This is a genomic window from Catenuloplanes japonicus (assembly GCF_000717135.1).
In the GTDB taxonomy this organism is placed as follows: Bacteria; Actinomycetota; Actinomycetes; order Mycobacteriales; family Micromonosporaceae; genus Catenuloplanes; species Catenuloplanes japonicus.
Genome location: NZ_JNXY01000023.1, coordinates 112,247 through 133,227 on the forward strand (window position 1 = coordinate 112,247; position 20,981 = coordinate 133,227).

General features: G+C 74.4%; 11 protein-coding genes. 4 read left to right on the plus strand and 7 right to left on the minus strand.

Annotation, left to right across the window (positions count from 1 at the left end; genetic code table 11):
* Positions 1 to 13 precede the first annotated feature (13 nt).
* Positions 14 to 1,384, plus strand: coding sequence for a cation:proton antiporter domain-containing protein (locus OP04_RS28945; protein WP_051799284.1), 1,371 nt, complete (start codon positions 14 to 16; stop codon positions 1,382 to 1,384).
* 60 nt (positions 1,385 to 1,444) lie between these two features.
* On the opposite strand, the gene OP04_RS28950 is transcribed toward OP04_RS28945, so the two are convergent.
* On the minus strand, positions 1,445 to 1,765 hold the full coding sequence (locus OP04_RS28950; protein ID WP_198154018.1) for an ArsR/SmtB family transcription factor: 321 nt from the start codon (positions 1,763 to 1,765) through the stop codon (positions 1,445 to 1,447).
* Positions 1,766 to 1,838: 73 nt separating this feature from the next.
* Between OP04_RS28950 and OP04_RS28955 the strand changes: the two genes are divergently transcribed.
* Positions 1,839 to 2,558: a haloacid dehalogenase type II gene (locus OP04_RS28955; protein ID WP_051799285.1), complete on the plus strand. Its 720-nt coding sequence runs from the start codon at positions 1,839 to 1,841 to the stop codon at positions 2,556 to 2,558.
* Positions 2,559 to 2,602: 44 nt separating this feature from the next.
* On the opposite strand, the gene OP04_RS28960 is transcribed toward OP04_RS28955, so the two are convergent.
* The 3 genes from OP04_RS28960 to OP04_RS28970 all read right to left on the minus strand — a co-directional run bounded on the left by OP04_RS28960 (position 2,603) and on the right by OP04_RS28970 (position 4,032).
* A complete protein-coding gene (locus tag OP04_RS28960) occupies positions 2,603 to 3,172 on the minus strand; it encodes a MarR family winged helix-turn-helix transcriptional regulator (RefSeq protein WP_051799286.1) in 570 nt (189 codons plus the stop codon).
* A 251-nt stretch (positions 3,173 to 3,423) separates the two neighbouring features.
* The gene (locus OP04_RS28965; RefSeq protein WP_033343085.1) at positions 3,424 to 3,705 is read right to left on the minus strand and encodes an iron-sulfur cluster assembly accessory protein; all 282 of its coding nucleotides are present in this window, start codon (positions 3,703 to 3,705) and stop codon (positions 3,424 to 3,426) included.
* Positions 3,706 to 3,837: 132 nt separating this feature from the next.
* A complete protein-coding gene (locus tag OP04_RS28970; RefSeq protein WP_033343025.1) occupies positions 3,838 to 4,032 on the minus strand; it encodes a hypothetical protein in 195 nt (64 codons plus the stop codon).
* Positions 4,033 to 4,433: 401 nt separating this feature from the next.
* Here OP04_RS28970 and OP04_RS28975 point away from each other — a divergent pair, with 401 nt between their 5' ends.
* Positions 4,434 to 5,606 carry an FAD-dependent monooxygenase gene (locus OP04_RS28975; RefSeq protein WP_033343026.1) on the plus strand — a complete coding sequence of 391 codons (1,173 nt, stop codon included), beginning with the start codon at positions 4,434 to 4,436 and terminating at the stop codon, positions 5,604 to 5,606.
* Here the strand turns inward: OP04_RS28975 and OP04_RS28980 are convergent.
* Positions 5,488 to 6,327 (minus strand): helix-turn-helix domain-containing protein, encoded by an 840-nt coding sequence (locus tag OP04_RS28980; RefSeq protein WP_085066851.1) that lies wholly within the window; start codon positions 6,325 to 6,327, stop codon positions 5,488 to 5,490. The two genes, OP04_RS28975 and OP04_RS28980, sit on opposite strands and share 119 nt — an antisense overlap.
* A gap of 215 nt (positions 6,328 to 6,542) precedes the next feature.
* Entirely contained in the window at positions 6,543 to 8,648 is a 2,106-nt protein-coding gene (locus OP04_RS50245) for a hypothetical protein (protein ID WP_051799288.1), read from the minus strand.
* 272 nt (positions 8,649 to 8,920) lie between these two features.
* Here OP04_RS50245 and OP04_RS28995 point away from each other — a divergent pair, with 272 nt between their 5' ends.
* Positions 8,921 to 9,262: a YbaB/EbfC family nucleoid-associated protein gene (locus OP04_RS28995; protein WP_051799289.1), complete on the plus strand. Its 342-nt coding sequence runs from the start codon at positions 8,921 to 8,923 to the stop codon at positions 9,260 to 9,262.
* A gap of 40 nt (positions 9,263 to 9,302) precedes the next feature.
* Here OP04_RS28995 and OP04_RS29000 read toward each other — a convergent pair whose 3' ends face one another.
* Positions 9,303 to 20,981, minus strand: coding sequence for a hypothetical protein (locus OP04_RS29000; RefSeq protein ID WP_157240509.1), 11,679 nt, complete (start codon positions 20,979 to 20,981; stop codon positions 9,303 to 9,305).

Sequence of the window (20,981 nt, forward strand, 5' to 3'; positions counted from 1 at the left end):
GAGGAGAACGGAGATGCTCGCGGCGGAACTGACCGTGGCCGGCGACAGGAATCTGGAGCTCGTGCTCAAGGTCCTGCCGGCCATCGTGGTGATCCTGGCGGCCTCGGCGCTGTGCGGCCGGCTCGCGATCGCGCTGCGCCAGCCCAGGGTCCTGGGCGAGATGGTGGCCGGGGTGCTGCTCGGCCCCACGCTCTTCGGCGCGCTCGCGCCCGGCCTGCAGCAGACGATCTTCCCAGCCGAGGTCAAGCCGGTGCTCTACGTGCTGAGCACGCTCGGCCTCACGCTGTTCATGTTCCTGGTCGGCGCGGACTTCGACCACGGCGCGGACGGCAACGGCGCCCGCGACGCCCGGCACGCGACGGTCCTGGCGCTGTCCGGGATGATCCCGGCGCTGCTGCTCGGCGCCGGAGCCGCGCTGGTGCTCTACGACCGGCTCTCCCGGCCGGACGTCGGCCGGCTGGAGTTCGCGCTGTTCCTGGGCGGCGCGCTGTCCATCACCGCGTTCCCGATGCTGGCGCGGATCCTCTACGAGCGCGGACTGCAGTACACCCGGCTGGGACGGCTGTCGCTGCTCGGCGCGTCGATCGACGACGCCGCCGCGTGGTGCTTCCTCGCGGTGCTGCTCGCCCTGCACTCCGGGACCGGGACGGGGCACGCGCTGCGCACGCTGGCCATGGCCGGTGGGTTCGCGCTGGTGATGCTGACCGTCGTGGCGAGGCTGCTCCGGCCGCTCGGCCGACGGGTGCAGCAGACCGGCAAGCTGGGCTACGACGGGCTCTACCTGGTGCTGATCGTGGTCGTCGCGGCCGGGTTCGCCACCGACCTGATCGGCATCTACTCGGTCTTCGGCGGCTTCATCGCGGGCCTTGCCATGCCGAAGACGGCGGCGTTCCGCAAGGCGCTGCACGACCGGATGATGGACCTGGTCTCGGTGCTGCTGCTGCCCACGTTCTTCACGTTCTCCGGCCTCAACACGCACCTCGGCGGGCTGGCCGGCGGGGCGGCACTGCTGCAGTTCGGCCTGATCCTGCTCGCCGGGTTCCTCGGCAAGTACGTGGGGTGCGCGCTGGCCCTGCGTACCATCCGGTTCAGCTGGCGGGAGTCGTTCGCCGTCGGGAGCCTGATGAACGCCCGCGGCCTGATGATCCTGATCTTCATCAACATCGGCCTGGCACAGAATTTGATCACACCGGACGTGTTCTCGATGCTGGTCATGGTCGCCGTGATCACCACCGCGGCGGCGATGCCGCTCTACCGGCTGTCGATGCCGCCGGCGCTGGAGGCACGCATGACCATGCCCTCGGCGCCGTCGACGCCGTCGTCGTCGCTGCCGTCGGGTGCCGCCGAGCGCCCGGCCGCGGAGCCGGTCGCGGCGACGGGATGACCGCGGCCCACCGGCCGGGCGGGGTCCTCCCCCGTGGCCCGCGCCCGGTCGGTGGGCCGCTCACGGCGTAGCCGGGGGCTCGGCGGCACGCACCGCGTCCAGCAGGCCGGGGAACCGCGCGCCGAACTCCGGACGCAACCGCACGAAGCTGCCGTTGCCGCCGTCGCGCTGGTGGACGATCCCGGCCTGCCGCAGGACCCGCCAGTGATGCGTCCGGGTGGACTTGGCCCTGGGCAGCGTGAACGAGCTGCACGGATGCTCGCCGTCGTCGCGGCCCATCAGGTCCAGCACCACACCCCGGCGCAACGGATCGGCCAGTGCGGACAGGACGTCGTCCAGCCGCACCTCGCCGATCTCGGGAATCGGGAAATCACCCGCCACACGTCCCCCTTAGGTACGACTTCGATAGTACCTTGGCGGTAGGGTGCGACAGACCACGACTTCAGGAGGCGTCATGCTGTGGGTGTTCGACGTGAACGAGACCCTGCTCGACCTCGCACCGCTCGACGACGTGTTCGCACGCCACACCGGCGCGGCCGAACTACGCGCGACCTGGTTCGACCTCGTCATCCGCACCGCGCTGACCACCACCGCAGCCGGTGAGTACCGCGACTTCGGCCAGATCGGCGGCGCCTGCGCCCGCGCGGTCGCCGACGCCCACGGCACCCCGCTCGATGACGCCGCGCTCGGTGAGGTCGCCGGCACCATGCGCGGCCTCCCCGCCCATCCCGAGGTCGCGGCGACGCTGACCGCGCTCCGGGCCGACGGGCACCGCATCGTGGCGCTCGCCAACTCCCCGCAGGCGACGGTCGACGCGCAGCTCGCCCACGCCGGCCTCGCCCCGCTCTTCGACGCGGTCTACTCCGCGGAGACCGTGCGGGCGCTGAAGCCGTCGCCGGCCGCATACCGTCTCGTCCTCGACACCGAGCAGACCGATCCCGCGCGGACGGCGATGGTCGCCGCGCACGACTGGGACATCGCCGGCGCTCATGCCGCGGGCATGCGGACCGCCTTCGTCGCCCGCGCGGGCCGTCGGCCGCTGCCGCACTGGCCCGCGCCGGACGCCGTCGGCGCCGACCTCGCCGAGGCTACGTCTGCCCTGCTGACATCATCGGCATCCCACGAGACTCCGAGCCTCGCGTCCCTCGGCGAACGCCGCACAGGAGTGGCCTGATCCGGAATGGACGAACCGGCGCGGGCCCGCACCCGCAGCCCGGATCAGGTCACCAACCGAGTCCTGCCGTCGTCGTGACCGTCCCGCGCCGAGGCGGTCCGCGCGGGTGCGGCGGAATCGGGCTGCACCACCGATTGCGCCCACCGCTCGCGCCACTCCGCCGCGGGCACCTCACCAGCGGCCTCGACCAGAGCGGTGAGCACCGCGGCGAAGCTCAGCGGCCGGGTGATCGCCAGCTCCCGCACGAGATCCGCGATCGCCTCCCGCCGCAACTCCATCGCCTCACCGACGAGGTCCCGGCCCTGCACGGTCAGCCCGACCCACGCCGCCCGCCGGTCGTCGTCGCGCACATGCCGGGCGACCAGGCCCTTGCGGACCAGCCGGTCACACATCCGGGTCGCGGTCGAGGAGCTGACGGCCAGCTCGGCGGCGAGGTCGGCGATGCGCTGCGGACCATGCGAGACCAGCAGCACCAACGTCCGGAACTGCGGCAGGGTCACCTCGTCGTCGAGGCGCGCCAGCGAACGGGCCGCCGTGCCGACGAACACCCGGCTCAGAGCCAACAGCGCGTCCGTGACCTCTTCCTCAGCCGCGCTGAGCCGCTGCTCCGTCATGCCCTCACTCTAACGACCGGCCCGGCATCGGCTCCCGAGGAGAGAGTCCCGGGCCACCGTCGCGGCGGTCAGGAGGCGACCACGCGCGGCCGGCCGCGGGACGACCGGGGACGGGTCGCCGCCGGGCGGCCGACCCAGCTCCCGCCGCGCACCACCAGCACCGCCGCGACAGGCCCGCGCCGTCCGCCTCGGCCCCGGGACGGCTTGCCGGCACTGACCGGCAGAATCCGGGCGCCCATATCCTGTTCCTCCTACCTGTGACGTTCGGTAAGGGTGAAGGTGACGGTGCCGTCGGCCTCGTCGATGCTGGCGTCCAGCGTCCGTCCGTCCAGCGGCGCGGTGGCCTCCTCGGACACGAACACCTGCGCCCCGCCCTCCCGCACCACCTGATCACCCACGGCCGGGCCGCTCGTCACCGCCACGTCCAGCGCACCATCGGCGGAGTTGAGGCTGATTCTCAGCCCCGTCGTGTCCTCGTACCCGACAGTGATCTCACGAATGATCATGGCGGCGTGGTCGGTCATGGTCAGCACGGCGTTCAACCTCCCGGCGTCGTGGCGCGTGGCGCCTCGGTCAACGCAGACCATGCCCGCCCGCGGTGACGCTCTCCGGTAGATCCCGTCTCAATTCAGTGACATATGGCACCCAATTGCCATAGTCTCGCCTCAGGCGAACATGGCAGCACCCATGAGGACGAAGCCGATCACGGCGATAGCCGCTCCGCTCGCCCGATACCCGGCCGCATCAGCATCACGCGCGGTCGGCACCCGGCACACCGCCCTGGCCAGTGACATCGCCGCGGACGGCCGTACCGTCAGCAGAAGACCACCGGCCGCCAAGGCCGCTCCCAGCACGATCATCTCGACTCACCACTTCTTCCGCCGCTGCCGACTCCGCGCCCCGCAGGCTCTGAGCATGTGCATTACTGCACGCATGAGCTTACGGTCGCCCCCGGGGATCGCGTCGCAACACGGGCCGGGTGGCGGGATCTCGGCGTGCGCGCGGTTCGCTGTAGTCGCCGCAGGTCAACGCCCTCGGCGAGCGAGCCGTCCGCCCGGGGAACACGCAGCGGCTCACCATCGCGGTCGAAGGAGACCACGGCGATTCCTCATCGGCGGCAGCCTTCCGGTCGCGGACGGATATGACCGCCGACCAGCATGGCCGGGCCGCCCGATCCGGTCGGCTGAGGTTGGCGGGTTTCCGGTATCCGACGGTCGATCACCGGTGGTGGTAGCGGCGGCCGCGCGCCGATAGTGGCGGCATGACGAAAGCTGGGGTCCTGGTGTCCGGCGCGAGCGTGGCGGGGCTGACCACCGCCTACTGGCTCGACCGCTACGGGTACGACGTCACCGTGGTCGAACGGGCCGCCGGGCTGCGCCCGGGTGGGCAGGCGCTGGACCTCCGCGGGCCGGCGCTCGAGGTGGCGCGCCGGATGGGTGTGCTGGACGCATTCCGTGCGCGGACCACCGCGCTGCGCGGCATGTCGATGGTCGACGGCTCCGGGGCGGAGATCTATCGCAGTACGGAACGGACACTGACCGGCGGCCGGCTGGACTCGGAAGACCTGGAGGTGCTGCGTGACGACCTGGTGGACGTGCTGCACGGCGCGTGCGGGGCGGGCGTGCGGTTCGTCTTCGACGACCGGATCACCGCGCTGACGCAGGACGAGTACGGGATCGACGTGGAGTTCGGCAACGCGGGGACGGCGCGGTACGACGTCGTGATCGGCGCCGACGGGGCGCACTCGGGGGTCCGGCGGCTGGTGTTCGGGCCGGAGGAGCCGTTCCTGCGGTACATGGGCGGCTACGTGGCGATCATGACGATCCCCAACTTCCTCGGGCTGGACCGGTGGCAGACGTTCCTGATGGGCGACGGAGGCGCGGGCGCGGGGCTGATCGGGCTGGACGGCAGCGGGACGGCGCGCGCCTATCTCGGCTTCGAGAGCGAGGAGCCGGTCTCGTTCGACCACCGCGACGAGGCGGCGCAGAAGCGGCTGCTGACCGAACGGGCGGCAGGGCTGGGCTGGGTCGTACCGCAGATCCTGGAGCACCTGCGCGACGCGTCGGGGTTCCACTTCGACGCGCGCATCCAGGTGATCATGGAGCACTGGACGAAGGGGCGGGTCGCGCTGGTCGGCGACGCCGGCTACGCGGTCTCGCTCACCACCGGGCAGGGGGCGTCGATGGCGATGGCCGGCGCGTACGTGCTGGCCGGGGAGATCGCGGCCGCGGGTGACGATCCGTCGGCGGGCATCGCGCGCTACGAGGACGGGATCCGGGCGTACGTGCTGCGCAGTCAGGCGGTCGCGCGCGAGGTCAACGGGCGCGAGTCCGACGATCTGGTCGACTTCGGGACGCTGGTCGAGGATCTGCCGCTGAAGGACTACGCAGGTCTGTCTGGTAGCGGCCCGGGGTCTGGCCGACGATCTCGGTGAACGCCTCGATGAAGCTGGTCGGGTTCGACCAGCCACACGCGGTGGCGGTCTCGGTGACGGACAGTCCGTTGGTGAGGTGGATCAGGCCGTGGTGGATGCGCAGGACGGTGCGCCAGCGGTGGAAGCTCATGCCGAGTTCGGTGTGGAACAGGCGGCTGAGCGTGCGTTCACCGGCGCCGACCTCCCGGCCTAGCTCTGCCAGGGTGGCGGAGTGGGCGGGGTCGGCGTGCAGGAGGTCGGTGACGGCGCGGAGCCGGTCGTCGTCGGGCTCGGGCAGGTGCAGGGACCGGTCGGGGGCTTCGATGAGTTCGTCGACGGCCACAGCGCGCAGGCGGTCGTAGGCGCCGGGGCGGGTCTCGGGGCGGTCGGTCAGCGCGAGCAGAACTTCGCGGAGGACGGGGCTGACGGCGAAGACGCCGGGGCGTGCCGGCAGCTCGCGGCACAGGACGACCGGGATCGCGAGGAGGCGGACGTCGGTCTCGCCGTAGATGCGGTGGGCGTGCGGGAAACCCGGTGGCGTCCAGGTGACCCGGTTGGCGGGGGCCAGCCAGGTGCCGCGCTCGGTCGTGGTCGCCAGTGCGCCCGTCGCCGCGTAGACCAGTTGGCCCTCTCGGTGGGCGTGGCTGTCCATCTGGAAGCCGTGCGGCAGCCGGCCGGCGCCCCGGGGTGTGTCCTCCAGCAGGTGAGCGGGCGGCGAGGTGGGCTGGCGGGTTTCCGGCATGGGCAGTCAATTTACCAATGATGAGCAGCGGGCGGGCCGGGGCTGCCGCTGCCTCCTGACGGCCGCTCCGCGCGGGGCCTCGCGGTCAGCGGTGCGGCCGCGGTCAGCGGTGCAGCCGCAGAACACCGCTGACCGCAGCTGCGGTCAGCGGTGCGGGCACCGCTCGCGATCAGCTGTGCGGCATCGGTCGACCGCGCAGCCGCAGTCGGCCGCCGTCAGCCGTGCAGCCGGAGGGTCCAGCGGGCGGAGGCGGACGGGCCCAGGATCACGGGGACGACGCGGCCGCCGGTGGCGGAGGTCAGCTGGCGGATCCGGGGCGTGGAGGCCACGTCCTCCTCGGCGCAGAACAGCACCTGCGGGGCGGGCAGCGGCGCGCCGGGGGCGGGCAGGTCCGGGATCCGGTCCAGGCGGAAGCCGGGGACGAACACGTCGCCGAGCGCGTCGCCGACCACGGCCACCTCGTGGCCGGTGTCGTGCAGGCGGCGGGCGTAGACGGCGGCCTGACGACGGACCGTCTCCAGCGTGCCGGTGAGCGCCACGCCGTCGGGGGCGCGGCTGAGGTCGGCGTGCAGCCACCAGGCGTCCCGGCGGCCCAGGACCAGCGGAACGGTGCCGCCCATCGGGGTGTCGTCCTCGGTGAGCCAGGCGTAGGCGGGTGCGGTCCTGGTTGCCGTGACGCCGATCAGGCGCACGCCGGCCGGGCCCTCGTCCGTCAGCACCGCCTCGTTCAGGTCGGGGGTGGGGTCGTCGTGCTCCGGGAGGGACGGCTTCGGGCCGGGTGAGGTGCGGCCGCCGGGCGAGGGGCGGGGCGGCAGCGGACCGGAGGTGCCGGTGGAGGCGGCGGTGACCGGCACGTGCGCAGCCGGCACACTCGCGGACGGCGCGTTCGCAGCAGGCGCACTGGCGGGCGGCGGGCTCGGGACCGGCGGGCTTGCGACCGGCGCGTTCGTGACCGGCGGGCTTGGAAACGGCGCGGTGGGAGCGGGCACGTCCAGAACAGGCGTGGCTGTCGCGAGCGCGGGAGCAGGAGTGAGCGCGGGAGCAGGAGTGAGCGTGGGCGTGGCCGGAGCGTCCGGCAGCGGCACGTCCATGATGGAGCGTCCGGCGGCGGGTGCGCCTGCGGTGACGAGCGTGCGGCTCTGCCACGGTGTCACGGCCGGCTCCGCGAACGTCCTGTTCTTCGGCTCCGGCGCGCGCGGCACGACCGTCGCGAACGTGCCGGACGGCGACTCCGCCGGTCGCGCGGCCGCGGTCACCACCGTGGTAGCGCCGGCCTCCACCTCGGCGGTATCACGTCCCGACGCACCCGGCACGGACTCGCGGATCGGCGCGGCCGACACGGACCCGCGGATCGGCGCGGCCGGCACGGACTCCCGGATCGGCGCGGCCGACACGGACTCGCCGGCCGGGGCGGCGGCCTCTTTCTCCGCGGGCCGCGCGGGTGCCACGGCCGCGAACGACACGGTAGTAGCCGCATCAGAGACCCGCGGGACCTCCGGAACGGCCGCTACCGGCGGGGAAGGCACACCTGCCGCGGGCACGGGAGGCGGCGGCGCGGTGGCGGCAGGCGGCACGGCGGGGACGGGGGGTCGCTCGGCCGCGGGTGGGGAGGGCTCCGGGCGTACCCTCGGATCGCTTGTGGGGTGTGGGGTTTCGGCGGCGGGCGGGCCCCACATCTCGCGGGTGGCGGGGACCGGCTGGGTGCGCTCGTCGTCGGTGCTGGAGATGGCCAGGTCGAGGCCGGCATCCTCGTCGTCGGGGGCAGCGGCCGGAGAGCCCGGGGGCGCGGGAGGCGACGGCGGATCGGCGGGGCCGGGGGCGGCACCGTCGCGGGCGGTCGCGGCAGCGCGGGCTCCATTGTGGAGGATGTTGAGCAGCGCGCCCACCAGCGAGAGGATCAGGACGCCGGCGGCCCACCACAGCAGGATCACGCCGGAGTTGTCGGGCGAGGGTGCGGTCTCGGCAGCGGCGGGCGTGGGACGAGCCCGCGGTGTGAAGACCGGGAGCGGGCCGTCCTGGACGCCCTCGCCGGACGCGTCCGCCGGGAGGATCAGGACCCAGCCGGGCTCGACCTCACCGCCGGCGCCGAGCGTGCCGCCGTCGGGCTGGGTACGGCCGGTGTTCAGCGCCACGATCTCGCGGTAGCGGTTGCCGTCGCCGAGCGTCTTGAGCGCGATCGCGTACAGGTATTCGCGCTGGCCGTTCACGGGCCGGCCGACCACGTAGTGCTTGCCGGTGGCGGACGGCTCCGCCCGCGCGGGTGCGCCTGCCAGCATGAGCGCCACGCCGATCAGCGCGGCGAGCACGATTCGGGCCTTCATCGTCGCCTCTCCTCCTCCCGGGCCCGCCCGGGGCCGTGCCGGTCCGCGACCACCCGGCGGCGAACCGGGCCGTTCCGACGGGGCAAGGAACAGGTCTCGGACCGGGGAACGGTCCGGGCGGGGGTCTCGGGACGCGGCACAGTCAAGCAGCCGGACGCCGACGCCGTCACCGCCCTCGTTCAGGTGTCCCCCTCCGCGACCTGCCTGAACCGGTGGCGGGCCGGGCTCGTAGAAGGCCCGATCCGACGTCCGCACCACGACAGGGAGTCCTTGTGGAGCCGTACAACCTTGACCAGTTCGCCGCCCGCGCGCGCCAGATGGCGGAGCAGATGGCGCAGGTGCAGGCCATGCTGCTGAACATGACGACGACCGGCGAGGCCGGCGAGGGCCTGGTCAGCATCGGGCTGAGCGCGAACGGCCGGGTCTCCGGCGTCTCCATCGACTCGAGCCTGCTGGACCCGGCCAAGCGGGAGGAGCTGGAGACCCTGGTGGCGGAGGCGGTCACCCAGGCCGTCTCGTCGATGCAGGACGCGGCCGAGGCGCAGCTCCGGCCGGTGACCGACCAGATCGGCGCCGTGACCGTGATCGGCCGTGAAGGGCTGAACGGGTTCTGAACGGGCTCCGGCGCGCCCGCCTCTCCGGCGGGTGCGCCGGTCAGTTCGGCTCGTCGTTGCACGTCATCACCAGTCTGGCGATCTCGCTGAGCTGTGCCTTGCGCTTCTCCGGCATGTCTTTGGACATGTCACGGAGGTGGCGGGTCCAGCGGGTGCGATGCTCGCCGTCGGCCAGATACATCCGGTTGTTCAGGATCAAATTCCTGGCCGTCGTGGGTACGCCGTCGGCCGCGGTCAGCGTGACCTGAAGTGCCTCCAGCACCGCCGCGTTGGCGCCGTGCGTGACGTCGTCGTTGGCGCCGTTCGCCAGCGCGACGAGCGTGGGAATCGACTCCGGGTGCGCGATCGCCTCGGTGGCGATCGTACTGATCCGGTTCACCGCGCTGGTCGTGGTCAGGTAGTCGAACGCCATCTCGGCGCGGCCGTCCACGGCCAGGTCCATGATCGCCTGGTGGGTGCCGATCGCGTCCACGCCGGCCTCGATGCCGGTGGTGACCGGCGGCGGCAGCTCCCGGACCTGCCCGTGGCCATCGGCCAGGATCCGGGGCCGACGCCGCATCGCCATGCTGCGAAGCGCGTTCTCGTTGCGCGGGAAGGCCAGCCGGCCGCGGTGCCCGCGGAAGAACTCCCGCTTCGCCGGCCAGTCACCGAGGCTGAGCCACAGGTGCAGTTCCTCGGAGAGCACCTCGCCGTAGACACCGTCCCTGGGCGGCGCGTCCACGGCCGCGGTGAGCGCGTCCGCCGCGCTGTGCCGGACCACCGTGCGGATCTGCGCGTCCGGTATCTGGACGGTCCAGCTCCGGCCGAGGTTGTCCAGGCCGCCGCCGGACGTGCGGCCACGCTGGATCACCGGGACCTGGTAGTCGCCGATCAGGTTCCGGAACAGGTCCGCGCTGATGCGGTCGTCGAGCGCGATGACCGGGCGGACGCCGAGCTCGTAGTAGGCCTCCAGGATGCCGCCGAGCATGCGTGCGACGATGGCGTGGTCGCCGGCGCCGACCACGACGAGCGGGATCTCGCGCGGTGTCTCCGCGCCGGTGAGGGCGCGGTGAGCGGCGCGGACCTGGTCCCGGAACCGGTCGCCGGGATCGCCGAGGACCATGACGCCGTCGCCCGCGTCGATGCCCCGAGGCAGCCGCGGGGAACGGCCCTGCGCCTCGGCGGGGCGGATCTGCCAGATGACGGGCAGATCGTGGTGACCGGGCGCCGTCTCCGGAGCCGGAGTCGGCACGGCCGCGGGCGTGGTGTCAGGAACGGCATCGGTCTCGATCTCCGGAGCGGATCCCTGCGCGGCTCTGTCTGGTGCGGGCTCGTGGAGCGCGTCCACTGCCGTCCCTGGTTTCGCGGGAGGTTCCTCGAACGTGTCCGAGGGCGTACCGGGCGTGCGGGGGCGGGACGGTGACCGGTCGCCGAAGCCTGAGATCGCGCGGTGCCGGTCCTCGTCCGGCCGGTCCCACGTGCTGTCACTGTCGCTGTCGCTGAACTCGTCGCTGTCGCTGAGCTCGTCGTCCTCCGGCAGGGTCGCCGGCATCTCGGATCTCGCGCGCCGGAAGCCGAAGTCGCTCGTGCCGAGCGCCCGGTGGCGGCCCTCGCTGATCGCCTCCAGCAGCTCGTCCACGGACGGCACGACGTCCTCCGTGCCGAACGGCAGCGTGATCAGGACCGGGCCGCGCAGCCGGTTCCCGTCCCGGTCCACCAGGACCTGATCCGTGGTGGGCACCGGCGATCCGTCGCTCTCCGCGCCGAAGTGGACCATGCCGCCCGCCTCCTGGGCGATCCACGCGTCACCGGTGCGGAACCGGCGGGTCCGCGGCGTGACGTCGAGCCGGTGAGGTGTTCTCTGGTGAGCCGGATTCCGGCTCCATTCGCTGCGGCTCTGCCGGACGTGGACCGCGGTCGCGACCGCGCCGAACGTCGGCAGGCTGTTCTGGTCGACCGGGATGAGGAACCGGTCCGCGCCCGGCCGCCCGTCGATCATCAGCACCGGCACGCGGACCACGGACGGGCCCTCGATCGGCCGGTACCTGCCGTCCACCAGCACGTAATCGGCGATCGCGCGCAGGTCCGCGCGGGTGTAGTAGCCGATCGGCAGGTCCACCACCAGGCGGCGGCTCACGTCGTCCGGGAGGCCGGCGATCAGCTCGCGGATGACCGCGACGTCCACGCCCCGGCCCACCATCAGCTGGTAGAAGCCGTTGCGCGGCGGCGGGAGCAGCAGGAGCGGGGGTGCGTCGTCGCCGTCGGCGGACAGGTGGAGCCGCAGGCCGTCCTTTGTCAGCCGGTACCCGTCGGACAGGCCCGCGGACAGACGTCTCAGGTCGGCGTCGGGCTCCGGGAGCGCCGGCAGCGCGGACGTGTCCCGGCGGAAGCCGATGTCGTCGTCGCCGAGCGCCGGGTCGATCCGGTCGAGCAGTGCCCGGACCGCCGGGGCGTTCACGTCCGTGCCGTCGGGCAGCGTGATCCGGACCGGCCGGGTCAGGCGGTTCCCGTCCCGGCCGACGACGGTCTGCTCCGGCGACGGCACCACGGGCGTGCCGGCCGGGCCGATGTGGACCATGCCGCCGTGCTCCTCGGCCGCCAGGCCCTCCTCGGTGGTGAAGCGGCGGGTGCCCGGCTCGACCTGCAGGTGGAGCGGGGTGACCTGGTTTCGCTTCTCGTTGCTCCAGGGGTTGAGGCCGGACCGGATGTGGAACGCGTCCGCGGTCGCGCCGAACGTCGGTCTGCCGTGGCGGTCGACCGGGACGATGTACCGGCCGGCGACCGGCTGGTCCCGGAACATCGAGGCCGGCAGGCGTACCACGGAGGGGCCGTTGATGGGTGTGCGGTTTCCGGGTTTGCCCTGCACCAGGATGCGGTCCGCGACGCCGCGGATCTGCCGCATGTCGTAGCTGCCGCCGGGCGGCAGGTCCACGACGAGCCGGTTCCGGACGTTCGGCGGCAGCTCCGCGATCAGGTCGGCCACGGCCGCCTCGTCGGTCACCGACGCGTCCACGACCAGGTTGAAGAAGTGCGGGGGCACCGGCGGTGGCGGTACCGGGTCGGTGGTGTAGCGGCCGGGTGCGATGAGGAACATCTGCCGGCCGCGGACGCGCAGCGAATAGCCCTTGCGCAGCCCTTTGGTGAGCAACTCCGGCGCGTCCTGCAGCGGGGCCAGCTGCGGTCCGTCCTCGGTCACCGGCGTCTCCGGGTCCTTCGGCACCTCGGATCCGAGCCGCCGGAAGCCGATGTCGCCCCGGCCGATCGGCGTCTCCCTGCCCTCGTTGATCAGGCCGAGCAACGCCTCCACGTCCTGCGGCAGGCGAGCGTTGTTCCCGGTGTAGGGCAACGTGAACAGGACCGGCGTCCGGAGCCGGTCACCGGCCTGATCGACCAGCACCTGGTCCGCCGTGGGCAGCGGCGAGCCGTCGCCCTGCCCGACGTGGACCATGCGGTCCGACTCCTCGGCCACCCAGTTGCCCTCGCCCTTGACCTCCAACCGGCGCGTGTCCTTCCTGGGGGTCAGCCCGTGCGGTGTGCGCTGGTTCTCCCGCGCGCCGCTGAACTCGGTGTCGGCCCGGACGTGGAACGCGGTGGCGAGCGCGCCGAACGTGGGCCGGCCCGCCGCGTCGACCGGGATGACGTGCGCGCTCGCGGGCGGCGGCGTGGCGAACCGGTCCGGCGGCAGCCGCAGTGCGGACTGGCTCTGCGTCCGGATCCGGTCCGGGTCGACCAGCAGCGCGTTCGCGAGCGCGCGCACCTCGGCCAGGGTGTAGACACGATTGTGCGGCAGGTCCACGATGAGCCTCGCGCGGACCGGCGCGGGCAGCGCGGCGATCACGTCGCGGACCACGTTCATGTCGGTCACGTCCGGTGCCACGACCAGGTTCCAGAAGGTGCCGGGCGGCTCCGGCAGGTAGCCCACGGTCATCATGAGCGGCCCGTCGCCACTCAGGATGAGCACGCGCCGGGTGCTGCGGCGCATGGCGTAGCCGGCTCGAAGGCCCGCAGTGAGCGCGGCCATCTCCGGGTCCGGCGCGGGCGGCACCGCGGGCGTGGTCGCCCGGGTGATGCCGGTGCCGTGCAGAGGCGGTACCCGCAGGATCTCGACCGGCTCCACGGCCGCGGGGGTCCAGGTGTCCGGGTCGGCCGGGCGGGGCCGGGGCACGCGCGGGTTCGCGACCGCGTCCCGGGCCAGGTTGAGGCGCGGCTCGGCGAGCGACAGCGCGCGCTGTGCCGCGGCCAGGTCGACGACCGCCCGGTCCCGCGCGGTGGTGGCGGCCGTGATGTGCTCCTGGGAGCCGCCGGTCCGGGCGCGGCGCAGGGCCGCCTCGGTGACGTCGACGTTCGACTCGCCGATCGACACGGCCAGCCGGGCCCGGAGCACCGTCTCCTCCGCCAGCGTCAGCGCGAGCTGTGCCCGTGCCCGGCGCAGCGTGGCCTCGCCGCCGGGTCCGGCCTGCTCCGCCTCCCGCACCGCCGTCGCGGCCTCGGCACGCGCCTTCGCGTTGGACGCGGTCCAGGCGACCTCGTGGCGGGCCCGGGTCAGCCGCTGCACGCGCCGCTCCGCACGTGTCCGCTCCTCGCCGTCCGGCAGGCTCTCCGCGCGCCGGAGCGCCTCGGTGGCGCGGTCGTGCTCGGCCGTGAGCGTCGCCAGCGCCTGGTCGGCCTGGGACCGGTCACGGCGGGCACGTGTCTCCTCCTCGGCCGGGGACAGCGTGCTGCCGGGCCGCGCGGCCAACGACACGACCGGCGGCACGTCCACCGGGGCCGGTCTCATGGCCTCGCCGGCGTCCGGGCGCTCGGTGCGGCGTACCCGCGGGTTGTCGACCAGATCCTGCGCGATCCTGGCCCGGGGCTCGGCGAGCGCGCGGGCGCGGACCGCCGCGGCCAGCACGGTCTCCGCGTCCTGCAGCGCCACCGCCGCCGGGTGCGGACCCGTCTCGGACTCGGGCAGGGGCGCCGCACGCCGGAGCCGGGACCGCATCAGGTGGACGTTCGACTCGGCCGCCTCGACGGCCCGGCGCGCCAGGGCCGCGGTCTCGACGGCCAGTTCCCGGCCGAGCTTCGCCTCCGCCAGCGCCAGTTCCCGCTCGGACTCGTGCCACCGGCGGCGGGCGGCGCGCATCTCGCGGTACAGAGCCTCCCCCTCCACGTCCGTGCGCGGGTCCGGCGCCTCGAACGCGTCGGTCGCCAGCGTGTGGGCGGCCTGGGCCCGGTCGTGCTCGTCGCGCGCGTCGAGGACGGTCTGGGCGGCCGCGCCCCGGTGCCGTGCGAAGGTCAGCGCCCGGTCGGCCTCCAGGACCGCGGTGGCGATCGCGGCGGACCTGACGCCGGCCCGCCGGATCGCGCCGGCGCGGTCCGGCGAAGCCTCCGGCATCTCCTTCGCCCTGGCCAGCGCCGCCTTCGCAGCCTCCAGCGCGGTGGTGAGGCGGTCCAGCGTGGCCTTGGTGCGGGCAACGTCCTCCAGCGCGCGCCCGGCCTCGATCTCCGGGCTCGCCGCGCCGGGCTCGCCGCGCAACGGGGCGACCTGGGGAACGTCCACCCGCACCGGACGGATCAGCTCACCGGTAAACGGCCGCTCGGTGCGCTGCACGCGCGGGTTCTGCGCACTGTCCTGGGCGAGCCGGAAACGAACCTCGGCCGCGTGGGCGGCCTGCTGAGCCTCGCCGAGCTGCCGGGCGGCCAGCGTGTCCGCGTCGGTCGCCGCCGTCAGCGCCGTGGTCCTGGCCTCTTCCGCGGCGGCCGGGGTGCGCGGCATCTCCATGGCCGACCTCAGCGCGGCCAGCGTGGCCCGGCGGTTCGCCTCGGCCCGGATCAGGGCCTGCCGGGCCTGAAGGTCCAGGTCGGCCCCGTGTGCCAGGACCAGCCGGGCCTCCTGGGCCGCGCGCGTGACCTCGGCGCGCACCAGCGCCTCGTCCGCGGTGTGGTAGGCCTGTTCCAGTCGTTCCCGCGCGGCATCGTCGGAGCCGGCCGACTCGAAGGCGGCCCGTGCCTCCTCACGCGCCGTCCGGGCCTGGTCGTGGTCCCGCTGGGCGTCGTGGACGTCCTGCACGAGATCCGCACGCTTCTCCACGTGCGACGACCGCCACACGGCCAGGCGCAGGTCCCGGAGCGCGTCCAGGTAGCGGGCGTCGGCGCGCCGGAGGAGCAGGTGTGTCCGCCAGTCCGCCGCCACACTGAGGTCCGGCCGGAGTTCCCTCATCACCGCGATGCGCTGCTGCTCGGCCGTCCGGATTTCCGTGTCCGCGGCGGCCGCCTCCGCCGCGGCGATCGTCCGGGCCTCCGCGCTCGTGCCGGCCCGCAGCGCGTCCTCGACGAGCGCGGCACGCCGGCCGTGCGCCTGGACCGTGGCCGGGTCCAGGTGGAGCGACGGGATCCGTACCGGCACGGTGTCGGCGGGTGTCCAGGTGGTGGGGTCCAGTGGGCGGTCCGGGCGGGTGACGCGCGGGTTCGCCACCTGGTCGTGCGCGACGCCACCCCTGCCGCGGGTCAGGTCCAGACGGCTCAGCACCGCGGTCAGCTCGCGGGTGGCCCGCTGCACGTCCTCGGTCGCGGTCTTCAGCGCCTTTTCCTTGGGGCCCGGCTGGCGTGGCGCCTTCGTTGCCGTCGAGGCCGTCGGTGTCGCAGAGGTTCCCGCCTCAGGCGTTGCCGCGTCTGGCGTTTGCGCAGCAGGTGTGCCGGCCGTAGTGGCGGCCGGTGGGTCCTCCGGCATGGCCTGGGCGCGTTGCAGCGCCGCCCTCGTGCTCCGGACGTTGGCGCGGGCCCGCTCCACCGCCGCACCGGTCAGGTACGCGGTCTCGTCGGCCTCCGCCATCGCCAGGTTCGCCTCGGCGCGGGCGAGCAGCCCTTCGGCGAGCCGCAGCTGTCGCGTCGCCTCGATCCCGCGCGCCACCGCGGCGGGCGGCGGGTTGTCCGCGTCCTCCGTCCGGGTCCGCAGCGCCTCGGCGCGCGCGGCGTCGGCCTCGGTCTGCCGGTCGATGACCTGCTGCGCGCCCGCGGAGCGGCCTTCCGCGTGCGAGAGCGCCAGCCGTGCCTCGTGCAGCAGGAGGGTCGTGACGCGCACGCGGTGCCCGGCCCGTCCCAGCGCCCGGTCCCGGTCGTCGCCCGGTGGCAGCGCCTCCGCCCGCTTCCGTTCCTTCAGGGCCGCGTCATGCTCGATCCCCGCGCGGTCGCGTACCGCGGTGGTGGTGCGGACGTCGCGGTCGGCCTGTGTCTTCGCCTCCTGCGGTGACCGGTGTCCGGCGCGGCGCAGCGGCGGCACCGTGGGCAGGTTCACCGGCAGCATGTGGGCGCGCTGCCAGGAGTCCGGCACGATCGGCCGGTCCCGGCGGCGTGCCGGCGGGCGCTCCACCCGGTCGCGGGCCGCGCCGAACCGGGCCTCCGCGGTCTCCGCCTGCCGCGCCGCCTCGCCCGCCCGCAGCCGGGCGAGATCGTCCGTCTTGCGGGCCTGCTTCACCGTGTCGTCCCGGCCCGGGGCGTTCTCGGGCAGTTCCTCCGCGCGTTTCACCGCGTCCGCGGTGAGGCGCGCGTTGGCGCGCGCGACCCGGGCCGCGTGCCGTGCGCGGGCGGCCGTGTCCTCGGCCTCGGCCATCCGGAGCCGGTCCTGCAGGAGCGCCAGACCGTCCTCGGCCTCGTGCAACACGGTCCTGGTCCGGTCGGCGTCCCGGACGAGCGCGTCCCGTACCGGGCCCTCCGCCAGCGGCGTTTCCTCTGCGGCGGCGGCCTCTGCCGCCTCCCGGTAGGCCACGTCCGCCGCGATCGCGGCCGTGCGCGCGTCGTCGACGACCCGCTGCTGATCGGTCACGGCCTTCGCGGCCCGTTTCCGGCCCCGCGCGTGGCCGCGCTGTTCCACCGCGTGCTCCAGTGCGCCGTCGGCCGCATTGCGCCGGGCGGCGGCCCGTTGCGCGGCCGCGTTCCGGTCGGCGCCGGCGGGCATCAGCCGGACACGTGCGATCTCCGCCTCGGCCAGTTTCCGTTCGGTCCGTGCGGCGCCGACGGACGTGTCCGCCCGGCGCTCGTCCGCGACGGCGCGGGCGTGCGCGGTGGCCGCGCCCTCGTCGGGCCGGGCCATGGGCACGGCCGGCACCGGCTCGGTCGCCGCGGCCGTCCAGACCGCCGGGTCGATCACGCGGCCGGGACGCGGCAGGCGCGGGTTACGTACCGCGTCCTGAGCGACCCTGAACCGGGCGTGGGCCAGGTCGCGGATCCGCTGCGTCTCGCCGAGCCGGCGCAGCGCCACGTCCCGGTCGAACGTGGCCGTCCGCACGGCCGCGTCCCGTGTCATCGTGGTGCCGCCCGGCGCGGTGACGGTCCGGCCGGCCGGGATCGCCCGCGCCTGCCGCAGCGCCTCCTCGGCCTTGCGCACGTTGTTCTCCGCGGCGTCGACGGCCCGGTCCGCGCGCAGCGCCAGCGCGCCCGCCTCGGCCATCGCCAGCCGGGCCCGGACACGCGCCAGCTCCCGCTCGGCGGCGCGCAGTGCGAGCACCGAGGCCGTGGCCGCCTGCACCACCGCGTCCCGTGCGCCGCCCTCGGGGAGGTCACCGCGCGCGCGTACCGCGTCCTGCCTGGTCAGCGCCTCGGCGCGCGCCTCCCGGACCGTGGCCTCCTCCACAGCTACCGCGCCGGAGAACCGCTCCCGCTCCACCGCGAACGCGCGGGCGGCCTGCGCCACGTTCAGCGCGACGGAGGCCGCGTTGTACCGCGTGCGGGCCGCGTTGATCGCGACGACCCGGGCCGCTCGCGTGGCCGCCGGCCCATCCGGCGCGGCTTCAGCCCAGTCGACCTCGTCGGTCGCGGCGTCGAACTCCTCCTGCGCGGCATCGAGCGCGGTCTTGGTCCTGGTCAGCTCCGCCGCGATCGTCCCGAGCCGCCCGCCGTCCGGTGCGGTCGCCCGGCTCCTGGGCGGGCTCACCGGTGCGGCCGCGGCCGGCTGCACGCCGGAAGAAGATCCCGCATCGGTACGCGTCCCCGCACCCGCTCCGGCGTGCGTGCTCGTCCCGGTCGTCGTCGGGGCGGGCGTGGACCCATCGGGCACGTGCACACCGGCGTCGTCCACCGTGGACGGTACGTCGACGCGCCAGCCGATGTGCTCCTCACCGAACAGGTCCGTCTCCCGGCCGACGTTCAGCCGGTCCAGCAGATTCCGCACGGGCGGCGCCTGCGGATCCATCCCGGCCGGCAACGTGATCACCGCGAACTCGTACGGCTTGCCGTCCTTGCCGACCACGATCTGGTCCGGCCTCGGCACCGGAGACTCGCCCTCCGGCCCGATATGGACCTGATCGGCCGCCTCCTGCACCCACGTTTTCTCACCGAGGTCGAGACTCTGCGTGCCGGGCACGGCAGGCAGCCCGAGCGGGGTGACCCGATTCTCGGGATCCATGTTCCAGGCGCTGCCGGCCGGCCGGATGTGGAGCATCTCCCCCACCGCGGCGAATGTCGGACGGCCGTTCACGTCGTACGCGATGACGGTCTGCCCGGTCACCGGCCAGCCCGGCACCTGCGAGACCGGCACGATGACCGCGGCCGGGCCGTCGATCGGCACCCGCGCGCCGTCGGCGTCGTCCCGCACCAGCACGGCGGTGGCGATACCGCGCAGCTCCGTCAGGTCGTAGGGGTCGTACATGCGCACGAGGAGCCTGCGCTGCACGTCCGCGGGCAGGCCCGCGACGAACTCGGCCAGCGCGGGACGGCCTGCCACCGACGGCATCACGGTCAGGACGACGGAGTCCGCGGGTGCCCGCGGCGGCCGCGGCGGATCCGGGACGTACCGGCCGTCCGGGCCGCTCAGCACCCATTCGTTGCCGCGGGTGCGCAGCGTGTGGCCGGTCCGCAGCCCGCGGGTGTGCTCCGCCGGCGCGGACTCCCACGGCCCCAGCTCCGGCGCGGGCCCGTGCGCCGACGGGTATTCCAGCTCGGTCATCGTGCGGGACTGCGTACCCCTGACCTGGGTCGCCTGATGTCCTGGCGCGTGCCCGCCGCCGGTCACCTGCGGGTCCGGAGCGTGCCCGGCCTGGTGCACCGGCTGCTGCTGCGGCGCGACCGGCAGGTCCGCGCCCGCACGACGGTAGCCGATCTCGCCCGCGACGAACGGCCGCGCGCCGCCCTCGCGGATCTGCCGGAGCACCGTATGCACCTCGGCCGGAAGGCCGCTGCCGTAGGGCAGCGTGGCCCGGAACGGATCCCCCGTCGGAAGGCCCGCGTGGTTCACCAGCACCTCGTCCGCCGTGCGCACCGGCGACGGGCGGTGATCGGACCGGCCGAAGTGGAGCACGCCGTCCGACTCCTCGACCAGCCAGCCGTTGTGGATGTCGTACCGGCGGGTCCCCGCCTCGGCCTCGCGCAGCCCCAACGGCCTGGCCTGGTTCTCCGGCATCCTGCTGAACTCGTTGTCGGGCCGGAAGTGGAACGCGTCGGCGGTGGCGGCGAACGTGGGGTTCCCGTTCCGGTCCACCGGGATGATGCGCTCGCCGGGCACCGGCAGCGTGTCGAACAGAGCTCGCGGGATCCGCACCACGGACCGGCCCTCGATCGGCCGCCCGTGCTGGTCCACCAGCACCTGGTCCGCGTAGGAGAGCCCGTCCGCCGCGGTGTACCGCTGGTTCAGCCGGGCTTCCACCATCAGGTTGCCGCGCTGGCTCTCCGGCAGCCTGCCGACCACGCGCTGGGGCACGCGCAGGTCACTCACGTCCCAGCCCACGGTCAGCTGCCGCCAGCCGGGGGCGTCACCGTAGGACACGGTGGTGTGGGTCGGCGTCTCGCTGGCGGTCACCACGTGCCCGGTCGAGGTGCGGGTCACGCGGTAGTCGGCCATCAGGTCACGAGGGCCGAACGTGGGTGGCGTATCGGGCTTGGGATCGGGCTTGACGGGTGTGGTGTGGGGCTTCGCGCCGGGTGTGGACGCGGTGCCGGCCTTGGTGCCGGCGTCAGTCTTGGTGCCGGCGTCAGCCTTCGTGGCCGCGTCCGGTTCTGCTGCCGGGTCCGGCTCGAAGCGCTTCCGGCGTTGAGCCCGGATCTCGAACTCCTCACCACCGAGCAGCTGCCCGGTCCCGGGCATGTCGTCGGCCCCGCCCGCCTTCGGCGGCTTGACGGCCGGCGCCGGGCTGCTGCCTCGTTGGGGCGTCCGGCCGCTCCCGGCACCGGTGTCCAGGTCCGCGAAGGTCATCGGGCCGTCCGCGGGGTTCCACGAGCGCCCGGTGGCCGGGCCGTCGTCGCCCAGCAGGTCGCGGATGGTGACCGGCCCGTCGCCGCGCCGCGTGCGTGGTCCGTTGCTCGCGACGTGCCCGTCCAGGTCCGCCAACGTCATCGGGCCGCGGCCGGACCGGCGGGTCCCGCCGGTTCCGGGCGTTGCGCCGGCGTCGCCGGTCCCGGCCGGACGCGTCGGCATCGGTGCGTCCGGCTCGGCGAGCCCGCGCAGTCCCAGCCGGTGATAGCCGCCGTGCACCCCGGCAGGCGGTTCGCCGGTGAGCTCGGGGCCAGGCAGGGCGGCAGGGTTGCCCCGGGCCGCTTGCCGGGCCTGGAACGCGCGGGCGGCCTCGCTGCTCGGCCCGCCGTGGTCCGATCCGCTCCGGCCGCTGCCGTGGTCCGGCGTGTCGTGCGGAGCGGGCGCGGTCCGGGCCGGCTTCGGCTGCGACCTCAGCACCGACGGCGGCGCCGAATCGGCCGCGAGGACCCGTGCACGCTGCTGAGCGACCCACGTCTCCTTGTCATCCCGCGCGAGCTGCTCAGCGACCGACTCCAC